Below are 15500 nucleotides of genomic sequence, written 5' to 3' on the forward strand. Positions count from 1 at the left end.
CCGCGTCTCATTGCGCCGTATGGAAATCGGCGACGCGAGACACTATTTCTGGGCAAACAAGGAGACATCCAATGACCGAAGAACGTGCAGTGCTCGCCGGCGGCTGCTTCTGGGGCATGCAGGACCTGGTCCGCCGATTGAACGGTGTGATTTCGACCCGCGTCGGCTATACCGGCGGCGAGGTGCCGAATGCGACCTACCGCAACCACGGGACCCATGCCGAAGCCATCGAGATCATCTTCGATCCGGCCAAGATCAGCTATCGCGACATCCTCGAATTCTTCTTCCAGATCCATGACCCGAGCACGCGCAACCGCCAGGGCAACGACGTCGGCACGAGCTATCGCTCGGCGATCTTCTATACCAGCCCCGAGCAGGAGCGTGTCGCCAAGGATACGATCGCCGATGTCGACGCATCCGGCCTGTGGCCCGGCAAGGTCGTCACCGAAGTCGTGCCGGTGAGCGATTTCTGGGAGGCCGAGCCCGAGCACCAGGATTATCTGGAGCGCATCCCGAACGGCTATACCTGCCACTTCGTCCGGCCCGGCTGGAAGCTACCGGTCCGTCAGAAGATCGCCTGAGCCATCAGGCCTCCATCGCCGCGCGGCTGGTTTGCAGAAGTGCGGCGATGAGGTTTGCCCGCGGCGACGAACGCGGCGCGACAATGCCGACCGTGCGCATTGCCGACGCACGCGGCAGGGGCAGCTTGACGATATCGAGCCCGGCCGGCCACGGCGGCGCCCAATCCGGCACGATCGAGATCCCGAGACCGCGATTGACCATCACCGCGATCGCCTCGAGCGCGTCGAGTTCATAACGCTCGATGGGGCGAATGCCGATCTCGCGCAGATATTCGTCGGCGATATGGCCGCCCCATTGGTTGCGATCGTAGCGGATGAAGGGTTGGGTCCTCAGCAGCTCGAGCGGATCGGCCCGCTCGAAGCCTCGCGGCCCGATCAGCACGAGCGGTTCCTGGCGCAGCGTATTGAAGGTCAGCGTCTTCTGCATCGGAAATCGCGGTTCGATGATGAAGGCCGCATCCAACGCGCCGTTCAGAACCTCGGTATAGAGATCCATCGAAGCCCCCGGCCGGATGAAGATCTCGATCAGCGGAAAATCCTGGGCAAGGCGGTGGAGAATGTCGGGGACAAGACCCGTCAGAGCCGTGTTGATCGCGCCGAGCCGCATCTCGCCCGAGATCGTCGCGGTACCGGCCATCGCTTTCAGGTCGCGTGTATCGCGCACCAGGTCCCTGCAGCGTTCGAGAATGGCAAAACCCGCCTCGGTCGGCCGCATGACGCGGCCGGAGCGCACCAGCAGCCGCACCCCCAATTCGGTCTCCAACGCACGGATGCGCTGGGCGACGGCGGCCGGCGTCAGGTTCAGCCGCTGGGCCGCCTGCGCCAGCGAGTGCCGTTCGGCAACGACAATGAATGTTTCGAGAAAACGCGTGTCCATCGATAGTTTTTCTATCTCCTGAATAAAGCAAAAGCGATATTTTATTTACAGTCCGATGCTCCGAAAGATGGCTCGACCATATGAGGAGACGAGCGATATGGATTTGGGCCTCACGGACAAGACGGCTCTTGTGCTTGGCGCCGGCGGCGGATTGGGCAGCGCGATCGCCGCCAGGCTTGCGCGCGAAGGCGCCAGAATTACCGCTGCGGATATCGATCTCGCCGCCGCGCAAAAGACCGCAGCCGCAATCGAATCCGAAGGCGGCAAGGCGTTGGCGTTGCAATGGGACCTTGCCGATCTCGCCTCGATCGACGCGCAGGTCGCCGCAATCGAACGTGACTTCGGACCGGTCGATATCCTCATCAACAATACCGGCGGCCCGCCGCCGACCACGGTCTCCGGCCAGGGCGCTGATATCTGAAACCGGTATTTCCAGAGCATGGTGCTCTCCGTCATCTCGATAGCCGATCGTGTCCTGCCCGGGATGCGGGCGCGCAAATGGGGGCGCATCGTCACCTCGACTTCGTCGGGCGTGGTCGCGCCGATCCCCAATCTCGGCATCTCGAACGCGCTGCGCCTGTCGCTGGTGGGATGGTCGAAAACCTTGGCGCGCGAGGTCGGCCGCGACGGCATCACCGTCAACATCGTCCTGCCGGGCCGCATTGCCACCGGCCGCATCACCTTCCTCGATGAGCAGAAGGCCAAGCGCGAAAACCGATCCATTGATGACGTCATCACTGAGAGCACCGGCGGCATTCCGCTCGGCCGTTATGGTCGGCCGGAAGAATACGGCAATGTCGTCGCCTTCCTGGCGAGCGAACCTGCTTCCTATCTCACCGGATCGGTGATCCGCGTCGACGGCGGCATGATCCAGAGCATCTGAACGAACCCCGATTGGAAACGATACCATGACCCTCGACGCTCAAGCGATAGCAACCCTCAAGACCGTCTCGACGGCGACCCTGACGACCGTTCTTCTGAAGAAGGGACTGCGGAACGTCTGGATTCGCGGCGCCGTTCCGTTGAAGCCCGGCCAGCCGCGCATCGTCGGCCCGGCCTTCACCCTGCGTTTCGTTCCAGCCCGTGAAGATCTGGCAACACCCGCCTCCTGGGCCTCGCCGATCTCGACACGTGCCGCAATCGAGGCGATGCCTGAAGGTTGCGTTGCGGTCGTCGATGCGATGGGTGTCACCGACGCCGGCATTTTCGGCGATATCCTCTGCGCCCGCATGCAGAAGCGCGGTGTCGCGGCCCTCGTCACCGACGGCGTCGTGCGCGACCTCGCCGGCGTGCTCGACAGCCACCTGCCGGTCTGGTGCCGCGGCGTCGCAGCTCCCCCTTCGGTCGCCGGCCTCACATTCGTCGCCTGGCAGCAGCCGATCGGTTGCGGCGGCGTCGCGGTCTTCCCCGATGACATCATCGTCGTCGACCAGGACGGCGCGGTGTTGATCCCGGCCGATCTGCTCGACACCGTGCTCGATGAAGCGCCGGAACAGGAGCGCATGGAAGCCTGGATCATGAGCAGGATCGATGAAGGCGTGCCGCTGCCCGGCCTCTATCCGATGAACGCCGACACCAGGGCGCTCTATGAGGCTTCGAAGAAATAATTTTCAGGCCGGAGCGAATTGAAAGGGTCGCTGCGTCGCGACCCCTTTTATTTTGGCTCAAATTGAAACTGCTCCGGGAAGCCGGAAACCCGTCGCATCTCAATGACGCGGCGTGTAATCCCGACCGCCGTCGATCCGCGTCGGGCGCCCCTCCAGGAAAAGCTCGCCGATGCGCGGCGCCGAGCGGGCGATGACCTTGCCGCGGCGGATCACCGCCAGCCGGTTCGGCTTCAGCCGCAACGCTTCCAGCGTGTCGCTTGCCTGAAGGATGACGAGGTCGGCATTGCATCCCTTCTCCAGGCCATAGGCCGCAATCTCCATCGTCCTCGCCGAATTGACGGTCAGCGCGTCGAAGATCCTTTTCTTGTCGTCGATGCCGGCCATCTGCGCGACATGGATCGCCATGTGGCCGACCTCCAGCATGTCGCCGGACCCCATCGAATACCACGGATCCATGACGCAATCGTGCCCGAAGGAGACGTTCAGCCCGGCATCCATCAGCTCGCGGACGCGGGTCATGCCGCGGCGTTTCGGATAGGTGTCGTGCCGGCCCTGCAGCATGATGTTGATCAGCGGATTGGGGATCACGTTGATCTCCGCCTCCGCCATCAGCGGGATGAGCTTGGAAACATAATAATTGTCCATCGAATGCATCGAGGTCAGATGCGAGCCGGCGACACGTCCTTGCAGGCCGAAGCGGATGGTTTGCGCAGCCAGCGTCTCGATATGGCGCGAGAGTGGATCGTCGGTTTCGTCGCAATGCATGTCGACCGGCAGGCCGCGATCGGCGGCGATGCGGCAGAGCGCCTCGACCGACGCCGTGCCGTCGCCCATCGTCCGTTCGAAGTGAGGAATGCCACCGACGATATCGACGCCCATATCGAGCGCCCGGTTGAGCGCGTCGATCGCGCCCGGCGAGCGGTAATAGCCGTCCTGGGGAAAGGCGACCAGTTGCAGATCGATATAGGGCGCGACCCTTTCGCGGACTTCGATCATCGCCTCGACGGTCACCAGTCTGGGATCACTCGTATCGACATGGCTGCGGATGAAAAGCAGGCCTTGCGTGACCGCGAGATCGCAATAGCGCAGCGCGCGGTCGACCAATTCCTCCTTCGTCACGATCGGGCGCAGCTCTCCCCAGAGCGCGATACCTTCGAGCAGCGTACCCGACACGTTCATCCGCGGCAGGCCGAGCGATAGCGTGGCGTCCATGTGAAAATGCGGATCGACGAAAGGCGGGCTGACCAGCCTGCCGGTTGCGTCGATTTCCTCCGGCGCCTGCGCCTGCAGATTGCGCTCGACGGCAATGATCCTGTCGCCCTCAATGCCGATGTCGATGCCGGTTCGGCCATCAGGGAGATTTGCGTTTCTGACGATTAGATCGAACATCGGAACCTCGTTGGAAAAGGCGGCTTCACCGTTCACCGCGACGATAGGGCTGCATCAGCGCCTGCGGGACGCGGGCGCGGCGGGCCATGATGGCGAGAGCCGCAATGGAAAGGATATAGGGCGTCATCAGGAAGAGCTGATAGGGTACGAGTCCGCTTAACGCCGTTTGCAGCCGAAGCTGAAAGGCATCGAAGAAGGCGAAGAGCAGGGCCCCGAACAGCGCGCGGCCCGGCCGCCAGGAGGCGAACACGACAAGCGCGATGCAAATCCAGCCGCGCCCCTGCACCATGGTCGGGAAGAAGCTGTTGAACGCCGACAATGTCAGGAAAGCGCCGCCCATTCCCATCAGCGCGCTGCCGATGATGACTGCACCGTATCGCACCTTCATCGGATTGACGCCCTGGGCTTCCGCTGCATGCGGATTTTCACCGGTCATCCGGATTGCGAGCCCCACGGGAGTTCGGAAGATGATGTAGGCCATCAAGAGGGCGATAAGGATCGCAAGATAGGTCGGCGCCGTCTGCGTGAAGAAGGCCGGGCCGATGAATGGCAGCGTCGAGAGGCCGGGAATGGCGATCGGCTGGAACGGCACGATGGTCGGCGGCGTATTGGCAAGCGGCACGATCAGCCGGAAGACATAATAGCTGAAACTGGAGGCAAAGAGGGTGACGCCGAGGCCGGAGACGTGCTGGGACAGGCCGAGCGTCACCGTCAGCGACGCATGCAGCAGGCCGAAGATGCCGCCGGCGACCGCGGCGATCAGCAGGCCGGTCCACAGATCGACGCCGTGATAGACGGAAAGCCAGCCGATCATCGCGCCGAAGGTCATGATGCCTTCGATACCGAGATTGAGCACGCCGGCCCGTTCGCAGAGCAGGGCGCCGAGCGTGCCGAAAATCAGCGGCGTGGCGATCCGCAGGATTGCCGCCCAGAGCCCGGCGGAAGCGATGATATCGAACAATTGCGTCATCGCCTTATCCTGTATTGGGTGAAGAACAATGCGATCAGCATCGTCAGCAGCGACAGCGCCACCGTAACGTCGGCAATATAGGTCGGGATGCCGAGACCCCGGCTCATGCCGTCCGCGCCGACGAACATCGTGGCCGTAAATATGGCAGCGAAGACGACGCCGAGCGGATTGAGATTGGCGAGCATGGCGACGACGATACCGGCATAGCCGAAACCGGGTGACAGGTCCGTCGTCACATAACCCTTGACGCCCATCACCTCGATCGCGCCGGCGAGGCCCGCAAGCCCGCCCGAAACACAGGCGACCTTTACCAGCGTCCTGCCGAGCGGCACGCCTGCGAAGACCGCGCCGGCGGGACTGAGGCCTGCTGCGCGGGACTGCATGCCGAACACCGTGCGGGACTGGACGAAGTGGACGGCGACCGCCAGGGCGATCGCAATCGCCAAACCGATATGCAGGCGCGAGCGGGCGATCAGCTTCGGCAGCATGGCGTGATCGCTGACGGATTGCGACTGCGGCCAGCCGAAGGCGAGCGGATCCTTGAGAACGCCGTCTATGAGCATCGAGACGAAAAGCACGGCAATGAAATTCATCAGCAGGCTGGTGACGACCTCATCGACGGAAAAGCGCAACCTCAGCCACAGCGGGATCAAAATCAGCACCATGCCGGCGATGGCGCCGATAAGCAGCAGCAGCGGAATGAGAAGGGGTGCGGGAAGATTGCCCAGCAGTTTCGAGCTTGCCGCCGCAACGGCGATGGCGCCGAGATAAAACTGGCCCTCGGCGCCGATATTCCAGAGCCGCGCGCGGAAAGCGACGGCGGCGGCAAGTCCGGTCAGCATCAGTGGCGTTGCCCGCGTCAGCGTTTCGGTCGCCGAAAGCCGCGAGCCGAAGGCGCCGGTCAGGATGCGCCAATAGGCGTCCAGAACAGGTGCGCCGGCGATCGAGATCAAGATGCCGGCCAGCGCCAGAGCCGCGATGATGGCGATGACGGGTGTGGCGATCAGCAGGTAAAGCGGGCGGTGCTCGCGGCGCTCAAATCGCATGATCGGCCTCGCGGGTCTCTTGCCATTCGCCGGCCATCATCAGCCCCAGCCTGCGGGCGTCGGCGCCATCGGCATCGACGGGCGGCGACAGCCGGCCGCCGACGATCGCCTGTATGCGGTCTGCGAGCGCGATCACCTCGTCAAGATCCTCCGAGATCAGCAGCACCGCAGTCCCCTGCCCGCGGGCTTCCAGCAGGCGCGCATGCACAGCGGCCACGGCCCCTTCGTCGAGGCCGCGGGCAGGCTGGGCGGCAATCAGGATGCGCGGCCGCCGATAGAGACTGCGCCCGAGAATGAGCTTTTGCATATTGCCGCCGGACAGCAGCCGTGTGCGGATCGCCGGGCCGCCGCCGCGAACGTCGAAGCCGTCGATGATCGCGCGCGCGAAGGTTATGCTGGCCTTGCGGTTGACGAGACCATGGCGCGAGAATGCCGGCGAGGCGATCCGCTCCAGCACGGCGTTTTCCCAGATCGCCATTTCCCCGATCACGCCCTCATGGTTGCGGTCCTCGGGAATGCGGCCGATGCCGGCGTCGACGACGTCGGCGACGCCAAGATTGCCGACCACTTCGCCGAACAGCCTGAGGTCGCCGCTGCTGCGCGCCAGCGTACCGGAGAGAAGATGCGCCAACGCCGCCTGGCCGTTGCCGGAAACGCCGATAATGCCGAGGATCTCTCCCTGATGCAGCCGGAAGCTGATCGATTTCAGACGATCGATGCCGCCGCTTCGCACGGTCACGCCCGAAGCCTCGAGTGCAACGTGACCGGGTGTCGACGGTTCGCGAACGGGCCGCGTTACGCGGTGCCCGACCATCAGCTCGGCGAGTTCCGCCTTGTTCGTTTCCGACGCCCTGCGCTCGGCGACCATCCTGCCAGCGCGCAGCACGACGATGCGGTCTGCCGCCGCCATCACCTCGTCGAGCTTATGCGAGATGAAGATCAGCGACAGGCCCTGGCGGGCCATTTCCTTCAGGGTCGTGAACAGCCGCTCGGCTTCGATGTTGGTCAGCACCGCCGTCGGCTCATCGAGGATCAGGATGCGGGCATCGTTGTAGAGCGCCTTGAGGATTTCCACTCTTTGCTGCTCGCCGACCGAAAGGTCGCCAAGGCGGGCATCCGGATCGACCTGGAGACCGAAGCGCTCCGAAATCGCCAGGAGCTTCTTGCGCGCCGCCGATGTTGCCGATCGCCAGGACCAAAGGCCTTCCGTGCCGGTCATGACATTTTCCAGGACGGTCAGATTGGGCGCGAGCGAGAAATGCTGATGCACCATGCCGACGCCGGCGCGGATTGCCGCGCGCGGCTTGCCCTGCGGCAGCTCGGCGCCGTCGATCAAAATTCGGCCGGCATCCGGCATGTAGTGGCCAAAAAGGATGCTCATCAGCGTGGTCTTGCCCGCGCCGTTCTCGCCGAGCAGGGCGACGACCTCGCCCCTGGCCAGCGTCATGGAAATATCGTCATTGGCAAGGTTGGCGCCGAAGCGTTTGCTGACGCCGGCAATTTCCAGAACAGGCCCGGTCATGACGGCAACCCCGCCACCGGAAAGCGGTGCTGCCATCGCCCTTCGGCCTCAAGGCGTGCCGCCAGCGACAGAAGCCGCGGCTCGTGACCCATCGGCATCATGAGCTGCACCGGCAGCGGCATGGCGTGCTGATCCTGTCCGAACGGCAGCGTCAAAGCAGGAAAACCCGAAACATTGGCAAGGCAGGCAAGCGGCGCAAACGCAGTCATTCGCTCCAGATGCAGATCGGTGTCGGCATGATCGGTCGGAAACGAGCCGGTCGCAAGGGGCGCAGAGGCAAGCATCGGCATCAGGATGCAATCGACCTTGTCGAACAGCCCCCAGACCGCATGGCTTACCAGCACTGCATCGTTCAGCGTTTTCCAGAGTTCGGTGGCCTTGAGCGCTCGTCCGCGTATCGCGAAAGCCTGCGTGAGGGGCTCGGCCCTGCTTTCCTCAAGGGCTGCCGCCTCGATGAGCGCGGCGAGGTTGACGGAAACGATATCGGCAAAGGCACGGCTGCTGGCAGAAACGCTCCATTCCAAATCGGCCGAGGCCAAGGGAACGATGATGTGACCGTCCTTTTCGAGCACACGTGCGGCGTCCGCAACGGCTGCAAGGCGGCGATCCTCGGTCGGATAGGCCTGTCCGGTGTCGGTCAACAAGCCGATCCGCAAACGGCCGGTGTCGACATCGGCGGGAGAGGGATCCGGAACGGGTCCGCGTGCATTGCCGCTCAGCCGATCAAAAATCAGCGCCGTATCCCGCACCGACCGGCAGACCGCAAGTTCGCTCGCGATTCCGGCAAGGTGATTGCCGAAAGAAGGTCCGCCGGGGATGGCGCCACGGGTCGGCTTCATTCCGACGAGACCGCAACAGGCGGCAGGCACGCGGATCGAGCCGCCGGCATCGGTGGCATGGGCAATCGCGACGATCCCGGCGGCAACCGCTGCCGCCGCACCGCCTGACGAGCCGCCGGCGGTGCGCGTGGGATCGAGCGGATTGCGACAGACAGGCCCGATTGCCGGTTCGCTGGCGAGCGAAAGGCCGAATTCCGGGCTCGTCGTCAGGCCGAACAGACAGAAGCCGGCCTCGAGGAACCGCGAAGCGAGATCGGAGTCGACTCCGCCGCCTTTTCTCTCGAAGAGGCGGGAACCGGCTGTTGCCGGCAGTCCGCGGAAGGGACCGCCAAGATCCTTCGCCAAGGTCGGCACGCCGGCGAAGGGTCGCGCCGAGAAATGCTCGGGCGCGCTCTGCCGCTCCCTGTCGCAGGCCTGCGCCGCGGCGAGGCCCATGGCGCCGTCGAGATAGGCGATTGCGCCGAGCGGCTCATGCCGCGCGGCGGCCTCGAGGGAGATCTGCATCGCTTCTGCAGCGCTCAGGTTGCCATGCCTGATCGCTGCCGCCAGTTCCGTCGCGTCGCCCCGCATCAACCGAACTACTTCGGCTCGTCCATCATCTTGGGCACTTCGAAGGTGCCGGCCTTGATCTCCGCTCGCTTGGTTTCCATAGCGGCCTCAGCCTCGGCAGGCGCAACGCCCTTGACGAAGACGATATCGCTGCCGCCTTCCTTCATCAGGCCGTAGGACGTGTAGTTCCGGCCGACCGGTTTGCCGGCAGCGACATCGGCGATCGCGGCATTCAGGATCGGGCGGAAATACCACATGGCGTTGGCGAAGACCGTATCGGGATAACGCGGCGTGTAGTCGACCAGCGAGCCGACCGATTTGATGCCGCGTTCCTTGGCGGCATCGGCCGTGCCGATGCGCTCGCCGAACAGGATATCGGCGCCGGCGTCGATCTGGGCGAGGCCGGCCTCGCGGGCCTTCGGCGGGTCGAAGAAGGTACCGATGAACGAGACCAAGTGCTTTGCGTCGGGATTGACAGCCTTGACGCCCGCGGCAAAGGCGTTGATCAGCATGTTGACCTCGGGGATCGGAATGGCGCCGACCGAACCGACGACGTTCGACTTGGTCATCTTGCCCGCAAGCATGCCGGCCAGATAGGCGCCGTCATGATTCCACGTGCCGAAGACGCCGAAATTGTCGCCGGCCTGCTCGCCGCTCGAACCCAGCACGAAAGCCGTATCAGGATAGTCGGCCGCGACCTGCCGGGCCTCCTTCTCGACCGCATAGGCTTCGCCGATGATCAGCTTGTTGCCCTGTTCGGCATATTCGCGCATGGCGCGCGGATAATCGGTGCCGGAGACACCTTCGGAAAAGACATATTCGATGACGCCTTCCTTGGCAGCATCCTGAAGGGCCTTGTGAAGACAGGAATTCCAGGCGTTTTCAACCGGCGACGCATGAATGCCGGCAACTTTCAGTGGGGCAGCCCTTGCGAGCGGGGCGAAGCTGCTCACTCCGAGCGCAATGCCCGATGCGATCACTGCCCGGCGTGAAATCAGGATGTCTTTGGTCATCGATTGTTCCCTTTTTTTACCATCTGGTTCAAAAATCATAGTAGCGCCTAAAAAGGTGTCAAGGAGAGAACAGGCTTAAAAATCAGGCTGATCGACCCCTTTAGGCTCCTTCCTCACCCGCCGAATTTTTACGTGCCTGCAGGGCGTCGCGACATGGCGGAAAGAAACGTGGCGTGGCAGCCTGCACCTCGATCCCGCCGCGCCTCCTGGTTGTGAATTTCCATCCCAACAAACGCGTCCTTCGCTTCGGCGCAAGGGGAGCTCGGACCGGACCTGCAGGGCTTGGCGCGACGATATTTGCAGGATATGCAGAGAACTGTCGGGTTGGGGAAACAAGAAAATGGGTGAAGAACAGGACGTCTCGCGGCGGCCGATCGCGAGCCGGTCGTCGTCCTGGGCGATCGGCCTGAGTGCGTGGCTGGCGCGCGCCGGCGTCACGCTGAACAGCATTTCGCTTCTCTCGATCCTGTTTGCCGGCATCGGCGCGGCGCTCATCCTGTTCACCTCACATCCGATCACCCCCTCCATCATCATCGCGGCCGGCAGCCTTGTCACCTGCATCACCCGTGCGATAACGCTTTCCCATTCGCTGGAGAGACTATGACCGCGCTTGTCCGTCGCCTCCTTGTGTTGTTCGTCCGTATCATGGTCGGCGCCCGAAGCGAGTGGCGGGGCTGCACGCCCGATACGCGCCGCCGCATCTATTTCGCCAATCACAACAGCCATGTCGATACGGTCGCCGTCATGGCCGCCCTGCCGTATCAGGTGCGGCGGCTGACCCATCCGGTAGCGGCGCGCGACTATTGGGGAACCAGCGCCCTCCGCCGTTTCATCGCGGAGAAAGGCCTGCGCGCCGTTCTGATAGACCGCAAGCCTCTGCCGGACAGCAACCCGCTGGAGCCGCTCGAGCGCCTGCTCGAGGAAGGGCGTTCGATCCTGATTTTTCCAGAAGGCACGAGAAGCGCCACCGAGGAGATCGCTCCATTCCGCAGCGGCATCTATCGCCTTGCCTGCCGCTTCCCCGATGTCGATCTCGTACCGATCCATCTCGACAATCTGCAGCGCATCCTGCCGAAGGGAAGCATACTGATCGTGCCGATCACCTGCACGGCGCGCTTCGGCAAGCCGCTGCGTGTCGAACCCGGCGAAGGCAAGGACGCATTCCTGGCGCGGGCCCGCGCCGCGGTCATCGAGCTGGCAGATGGAGGGCGCACCGCATGACCAGCCTTTTCTCCATCGTCCTTGCCGCGATCCTCGGCCTGCTCGCCGTCGCCTCCGCCATCGGCTTCATGCTGCAGCGGCGGGCGACCGAGCCCGGCTCCGTCGCCACCGTCCAGAACCTCAACGCCCGCATTCGCTCCTGGTGGATCATGGTCGCGGTGTTCGGCGGCGCGATCCTGCTCGGCGATACGGCGGTGGTCATCCTGTTCGCATTCCTGTCCTTCATGGCGCTGCGCGAATTCTGGACGCTGACGCCGTCACGGCGCGGCGATCACCTGGCGCTGTTCCTGTCCTTCTTCGTCGTCCTGCCGCTGCACTATGTGCTGCTCGGAACGTTATGGTACGGCCTCTTTGCGATCTTCATTCCGGTCTATGCCTTCCTGATCCTGCCGGCAGTGGCGACGCTCACGGGCGACGTCAAGGAATTCCTGGCGCGAACCGCCAGGGTGCAATGGGGCTTGATGCTGACGGTCTATTCGATCAGCCATGCGCCCGCGCTCCTGATGCTTGAGACCGGCACGCCGCCGGCGCTTCTTCTTGTCTATCTCGTTATCGTCGTGCAGCTCAGCGACGTCTTCCAGTATGTCTGGGGCAAGCTTCTGGGAAAACATCGTTTCTCCCCGAACATCAGCCCGTCGAAGACGCTCGAGGGCCTCATCGGCGGCGGCGCCTCGGCGATCCTTGTCGGAACGCTGCTCTATCGGCTGACGCCTTTCTCACCCCTGCAGGCGGCAGCCGTCAGCACGGTCATCGTCGTTGCCGGCTTCTTCGGTGGCTTCGTGCTCTCGGCGATCAAGCGCGATCTCAACGCCAAGGACTGGGGCTATGTGATCGAAGGCCATGGCGGCGTGCTCGACCGGCTGGATTCCATCACCTTCGCCGCACCGCTGTTCTTCCACATCGTCCGCTACTGGTTCACCACGTGAGGATATCCGCCGCATGCGGCCGGTTCCTCAAAAGCGGTCGATATCCTTGAGGCTCTCGATGAGCCGCTGCTGAACCTGCCGGTCCTGCCGGCCGATGGCCGTCACCAGCTTGCCCATCGTTCCCCTGATTCCGTGAAGCTGGTCGACCAGATCCATGACGACATCGACGCCGGCTTCGTTGACACCCATATTGCCCATGAGATCGAGGATGAGCCGGCCGCGGGCGACATCGGCCTCGCCAAACTGCCGCCCTTCGCCTGACATCTCCGGGATCAACCAGCCCCGTTCGACCCAGAAGTCGAGCTGGACGACATCGATTTTCAGGCAAAGACGGAACTCATGATCATCCATGATCAGGCCTCCATATTCTTCCTCGGATCGTATGGATTTGCCGCCGCCCATTCCTTCACCAGGGAGGCCAGCCGTTCGTCTGGATTATCGGGCAGCACGATCTTCAAGGAGACATAGACGTCGCCGTGTCCGCCGCCGCGTTTTGGAACGCCCTTGCCCCTGAGGCGCAGGACCTTGCCCGTATTCGAGTGCGCAGGCAGCGTCACGTTGACAGGTCCCGAAGGTGTCGGCACGCGGACCTTGCCGCCGAGCACCGCCTCGCCAAGCGAGATTGGCAGTTCCAGGCGGATGTCGTCGCCGTCGCGCGTGAAAAAGCGGTGGGGGGCCACACGGATTTCGATCAGGGCATCGCCCGGCGGCCCGCCGCCAATGCCCGGTTCACCTTTGCCACGCAGCCGCAAAGTCTGGCCGTCGCGGGTTCCGGGCGGGATCTGCACATCGAGCTGCGGCCCATCCGGCAGCTTGATCTCGGTCCTGGTGCCGTTGACGGCCTCGAGAAAATCGACCTCCATGGAGAAACGCCGATCCTGGCCTTGGCTGCGCGTCCTGCCGCCGCCTGCGCGGCGCGAAAAGAAATTGGCAAAGGTATTGTCGATGTCGGCGAAATCGGCAAAGCCGGAATTGTTGCGGTAGGGATCATTGGCACCGCTCGTCGAGGCATAGTCGCGGTAATAGCTGCGCTGCGCCCGCTCGGCGCCCGTCATATCGATCTCGCCGCGGTCGAAACGTCTCCGCTTCTGTTCGTCGCTCAAAATCTCGTAAGCGGTCGAAATATCTTTGAACCGGTCCTCTGCCTTTTTGTCGCCGGGGTTAAGGTCGGGGTGAAGTTTCTTGGCGAGCTTGCGGAACGCACTCTGAATATCCTTCTGCGTCGCATCCCGCTTCACGCCCAGAAGCTCATAGGGATCCTGGCTCATGCATATCTCCGGTCGGGCAGTCCATGCTGCTGGTTGGCTTGGCACTGATATAGGTTGTCGGGCCGCCGCCGGGGAGGGGCAACCCACGGGGCACCTCAAGCCGGTGATCCCGTGATCGGCGGGAACTTGCCAGAGCTCAGAGCGGAACGGCGTCTTCGGTTTGGGGCGCGGAGCCCTCATGCGCGTCGTCAAAACGCCGATCGACGAGAACCGAGCATCCGGCATGACGCACGACCTTCTCGACGATCGAGGAGAAGACGTAGTCGGTGATATCGGGCACGTGGGATGACAGCAGAATGAGATCGGCCGCTCTCTTCCTTGCGGCCGACACCAGCAGGGAAGCGGCAACGCCGATGCGAACCTCGATCATCACAGGGATTCCCAACTCCTTGCAGAGCGACACGAGCTTCTTTTCGGCGTCGACGATGGCGGCCGTTGCCGATTCCTCGGGAATGCCGGTCAGACGACGCTGCGGGACATTCTCGATGACATGCATGACGAGGATGGTTCCGCCTTCGTCCACAAGCGCCGCAGCCCGGCGCAGCAAGCGGTTTGCCGTCCGCCTCGAACCCATGCCGATGCCGCAGATGATCGTGCGATACATTGAAATCAATATCCTCGAATGCCAGCCATTGCCGTGATCTTACCTAGATCGACGACGCCTGCTTTGACCAAAATCAAGTCCGTCAGTGAAGCGGCGGCGTGCACGGGAAAGCCGTCGCCCGCTTTCGACACGAGCATCCTGCCGCCTTGTCGCAGTTGACGGCGGCCCGATCGGCGGTAGCTCTCATGCGATGTCGTCACACCATAGAGGTTTCACATGCCGAATTTCGCAATCATCGGAGCGGGCGCAATGGGAAGCGCTGTCGCCAGACGGCTGATCGACCATGGCGCCACGGTGCTGACCCATCTCGACGGTAGAAGCGATCAGACGATTGCGCGCGCCAAGACAGCCGGCATGGTGCCGGTCGGACGCCGGGCGCTGGCGGAGGCCGAGCTGATCCTGTCGATCGTTCCGCCGGTGGAAGCGATCAGCGTCGCCGAATTGGTCGCGGAGATATCGTCGGGGATGCCGGCACCGCCGCCCTTTATCGACCTCAATGCGATCGCACCGAAAACCATGCAGGCGCTGGCGGCGCGGTTCGATGGCAGCCGGGTAGAGGTTCTCGACGGCGCTATCATCGGCGGGCCGCCGGTTCCCGGCAAATCAGGGCCGGCCATCTATATCAGCGGCGATAGCGCGGAGCGAAGCAGGCTGCTCGAAGATTACGGCTTGCGGGTCTGCAAGCTCGACGGCCCGCTCGGCGCGGCTTCAGCGCTGAAGATGTGTTATGCCGGCATCAACAAGGGTTTTATCGGCCTCGGCGCCGCAATGCTGCTGGCCGCATCCCGCTCTGGCGCTGCCGAAAGCCTGAAGGCCGAACTCTCTGAAAGCCTCCCCGATATCGACATCAAACTGTCGAAATCCATTCCCGACATGTATCCGAAAGCCTACCGCTGGGTCGCCGAAATGCAGGAGATCGCCGATTTCCTCGGAAAGGACGATCCGGCAGCGGAGATTTTTCGCGGCATGGCTGATGTTTTCTCCAGGCTGGCCGACGACGTCAAGGGCAGCCGCGTGCTGGTCAGACGGCTGGACGAGATCCTTGCCTCCCCGGAAACCGCCGGTGCGATGGTCATGCCGTAGCACTT

The 15500-nt window shown here is 63.4% G+C and carries 15 protein-coding genes and 2 pseudogenes; 7 read left to right on the forward strand and 10 right to left on the reverse strand.

Features of this window, described 5'->3' with window-relative positions; genetic code table 11:
• The first annotated feature begins 71 nt into the window (after positions 1 to 71).
• Positions 72 to 581 carry a peptide-methionine (S)-S-oxide reductase MsrA gene (msrA, locus tag CO655_RS22415; RefSeq protein WP_097666704.1) on the forward strand — a complete coding sequence of 170 codons (510 nt, stop codon included), beginning with the start codon at positions 72 to 74 and terminating at the stop codon, positions 579 to 581.
• A 4-nt stretch (positions 582 to 585) separates the two neighbouring features.
• Here msrA and CO655_RS22420 read toward each other — a convergent pair whose 3' ends face one another.
• Positions 586 to 1458 carry a LysR family transcriptional regulator gene (locus tag CO655_RS22420; protein WP_097666706.1) on the reverse strand — a complete coding sequence of 291 codons (873 nt, stop codon included), beginning with the start codon at positions 1456 to 1458 and terminating at the stop codon, positions 586 to 588.
• 97 nt (positions 1459 to 1555) lie between these two features.
• Between CO655_RS22420 and CO655_RS22425 the strand changes: the two are divergent.
• Positions 1556 to 2341: pseudogene (locus CO655_RS22425) on the forward strand (SDR family oxidoreductase).
• 25 nt (positions 2342 to 2366) lie between these two features.
• Positions 2367 to 3065, forward strand: coding sequence for a ribonuclease activity regulator RraA (locus tag CO655_RS22430; RefSeq protein WP_097607596.1), 699 nt, complete (start codon positions 2367 to 2369; stop codon positions 3063 to 3065).
• Positions 3066 to 3164: 99 nt separating this feature from the next.
• On the opposite strand, the gene CO655_RS22435 is transcribed toward CO655_RS22430, so the two are convergent.
• From CO655_RS22435 to CO655_RS22460, 6 genes are read right to left on the reverse strand one after another with little or no spacing between them, the layout of a single operon-like run.
• Positions 3165 to 4454, reverse strand: coding sequence for an amidohydrolase family protein (locus CO655_RS22435; RefSeq protein WP_097666761.1), 1290 nt, complete (start codon positions 4452 to 4454; stop codon positions 3165 to 3167).
• A 25-nt stretch (positions 4455 to 4479) separates the two neighbouring features.
• Positions 4480 to 5424: an ABC transporter permease gene (locus CO655_RS22440; RefSeq protein WP_097666708.1), complete on the reverse strand. Its 945-nt coding sequence runs from the start codon at positions 5422 to 5424 to the stop codon at positions 4480 to 4482.
• Positions 5421 to 6470 carry an ABC transporter permease gene (locus CO655_RS22445; protein WP_097607598.1) on the reverse strand — a complete coding sequence of 350 codons (1050 nt, stop codon included), beginning with the start codon at positions 6468 to 6470 and terminating at the stop codon, positions 5421 to 5423. The genes CO655_RS22440 and CO655_RS22445 overlap by 4 nt, the downstream gene beginning before the upstream one ends.
• Entirely contained in the window at positions 6460 to 7992 is a 1533-nt protein-coding gene (locus CO655_RS22450; protein ID WP_097666763.1) for an ABC transporter ATP-binding protein, read from the reverse strand. Before CO655_RS22450 ends, CO655_RS22445 begins: the two co-directional genes overlap by 11 nt.
• Entirely contained in the window at positions 7989 to 9401 is a 1413-nt protein-coding gene (locus CO655_RS22455) for an amidase (protein ID WP_097666710.1), read from the reverse strand. The genes CO655_RS22450 and CO655_RS22455 overlap by 4 nt, the downstream gene beginning before the upstream one ends.
• Before the next feature lie 8 nt (positions 9402 to 9409).
• The gene (locus tag CO655_RS22460; protein WP_097666712.1) at positions 9410 to 10393 is read right to left on the reverse strand and encodes a BMP family protein; all 984 of its coding nucleotides are present in this window, start codon (positions 10391 to 10393) and stop codon (positions 9410 to 9412) included.
• Between the two features lie 340 nt (positions 10394 to 10733).
• Here CO655_RS22460 and CO655_RS22465 point away from each other — a divergent pair.
• The 3 genes and pseudogenes from CO655_RS22465 to CO655_RS22475 form a co-directional block, all read left to right on the forward strand.
• Positions 10734 to 10940 (forward strand): annotated as a pseudogene (locus CO655_RS22465) (hypothetical protein); the annotation flags it as partial.
• Between the two features lie 53 nt (positions 10941 to 10993).
• Positions 10994 to 11614 (forward strand): lysophospholipid acyltransferase family protein, encoded by a 621-nt coding sequence (locus tag CO655_RS22470; RefSeq protein ID WP_097607601.1) that lies wholly within the window; start codon positions 10994 to 10996, stop codon positions 11612 to 11614.
• Positions 11611 to 12540 (forward strand): phosphatidate cytidylyltransferase, encoded by a 930-nt coding sequence (locus tag CO655_RS22475; RefSeq protein WP_097666714.1) that lies wholly within the window; start codon positions 11611 to 11613, stop codon positions 12538 to 12540. Before CO655_RS22470 ends, CO655_RS22475 begins: the two co-directional genes overlap by 4 nt.
• 27 nt (positions 12541 to 12567) lie before the next feature.
• Here CO655_RS22475 and CO655_RS22480 read toward each other — a convergent pair whose 3' ends face one another.
• The 3 genes from CO655_RS22480 to CO655_RS22490 form a co-directional block, all read right to left on the reverse strand.
• Positions 12568 to 12891, reverse strand: a complete 324-nt coding sequence (locus CO655_RS22480; protein ID WP_097666716.1) for a chaperone modulator CbpM — start codon at positions 12889 to 12891, stop codon at positions 12568 to 12570.
• A 2-nt stretch (positions 12892 to 12893) separates the two neighbouring features.
• Positions 12894 to 13808 carry a J domain-containing protein gene (locus tag CO655_RS22485; RefSeq protein ID WP_097666718.1) on the reverse strand — a complete coding sequence of 305 codons (915 nt, stop codon included), beginning with the start codon at positions 13806 to 13808 and terminating at the stop codon, positions 12894 to 12896.
• Between the two features lie 136 nt (positions 13809 to 13944).
• A complete protein-coding gene (locus CO655_RS22490; RefSeq protein WP_097666720.1) occupies positions 13945 to 14412 on the reverse strand; it encodes a universal stress protein in 468 nt (155 codons plus the stop codon).
• 216 nt (positions 14413 to 14628) lie between these two features.
• On the opposite strand from CO655_RS22490, the gene CO655_RS22495 reads away from it, so the two are divergent.
• Entirely contained in the window at positions 14629 to 15495 is an 867-nt protein-coding gene (locus CO655_RS22495) for an NAD(P)-dependent oxidoreductase (RefSeq protein WP_097666722.1), read from the forward strand.
• Positions 15496 to 15500: the final 5 nt, after the last annotated feature.

This window comes from Rhizobium sp. M1 (assembly GCF_002531805.1).
In the GTDB taxonomy this organism is placed as follows: Bacteria; Pseudomonadota; Alphaproteobacteria; order Rhizobiales; family Rhizobiaceae; genus Rhizobium; species Rhizobium etli_C.

Excerpts from the sequence above, each read along its gene's own strand:
- CO655_RS22485 (WP_097666718.1), bottom strand. The coding sequence starts at position 13,808 with ATGAGCCAGGATCCCTATGAGCTTCTGGGCGTGAAGCGGGATGCGACG.
- CO655_RS22420 (WP_097666706.1), bottom strand. The coding sequence starts at position 1,458 with ATGGACACGCGTTTTCTCGAAACATTCATTGTCGTTGCCGAACGGCAC.
- msrA (WP_097666704.1), top strand. The coding sequence starts at position 72 with ATGACCGAAGAACGTGCAGTGCTCGCCGGCGGCTGCTTCTGGGGCATG.
- CO655_RS22495 (WP_097666722.1), top strand. The coding sequence starts at position 14,629 with ATGCCGAATTTCGCAATCATCGGAGCGGGCGCAATGGGAAGCGCTGTC.
- CO655_RS22440 (WP_097666708.1), bottom strand. The coding sequence starts at position 5,424 with ATGACGCAATTGTTCGATATCATCGCTTCCGCCGGGCTCTGGGCGGCA.
- CO655_RS22475 (WP_097666714.1), top strand. The coding sequence starts at position 11,611 with ATGACCAGCCTTTTCTCCATCGTCCTTGCCGCGATCCTCGGCCTGCTC.
- CO655_RS22445 (WP_097607598.1), bottom strand. The coding sequence starts at position 6,470 with ATGCGATTTGAGCGCCGCGAGCACCGCCCGCTTTACCTGCTGATCGCC.
- CO655_RS22435 (WP_097666761.1), bottom strand. The coding sequence starts at position 4,454 with ATGTTCGATCTAATCGTCAGAAACGCAAATCTCCCTGATGGCCGAACC.
- CO655_RS22490 (WP_097666720.1), bottom strand. The coding sequence starts at position 14,412 with ATGTATCGCACGATCATCTGCGGCATCGGCATGGGTTCGAGGCGGACG.
- CO655_RS22455 (WP_097666710.1), bottom strand. The coding sequence starts at position 9,401 with ATGCGGGGCGACGCGACGGAACTGGCGGCAGCGATCAGGCATGGCAAC.
- CO655_RS22480 (WP_097666716.1), bottom strand. The coding sequence starts at position 12,891 with ATGGATGATCATGAGTTCCGTCTTTGCCTGAAAATCGATGTCGTCCAG.
- CO655_RS22470 (WP_097607601.1), top strand. The coding sequence starts at position 10,994 with ATGACCGCGCTTGTCCGTCGCCTCCTTGTGTTGTTCGTCCGTATCATG.
- CO655_RS22450 (WP_097666763.1), bottom strand. The coding sequence starts at position 7,992 with ATGACCGGGCCTGTTCTGGAAATTGCCGGCGTCAGCAAACGCTTCGGC.
- CO655_RS22430 (WP_097607596.1), top strand. The coding sequence starts at position 2,367 with ATGACCCTCGACGCTCAAGCGATAGCAACCCTCAAGACCGTCTCGACG.
- CO655_RS22460 (WP_097666712.1), bottom strand. The coding sequence starts at position 10,393 with ATGACCAAAGACATCCTGATTTCACGCCGGGCAGTGATCGCATCGGGC.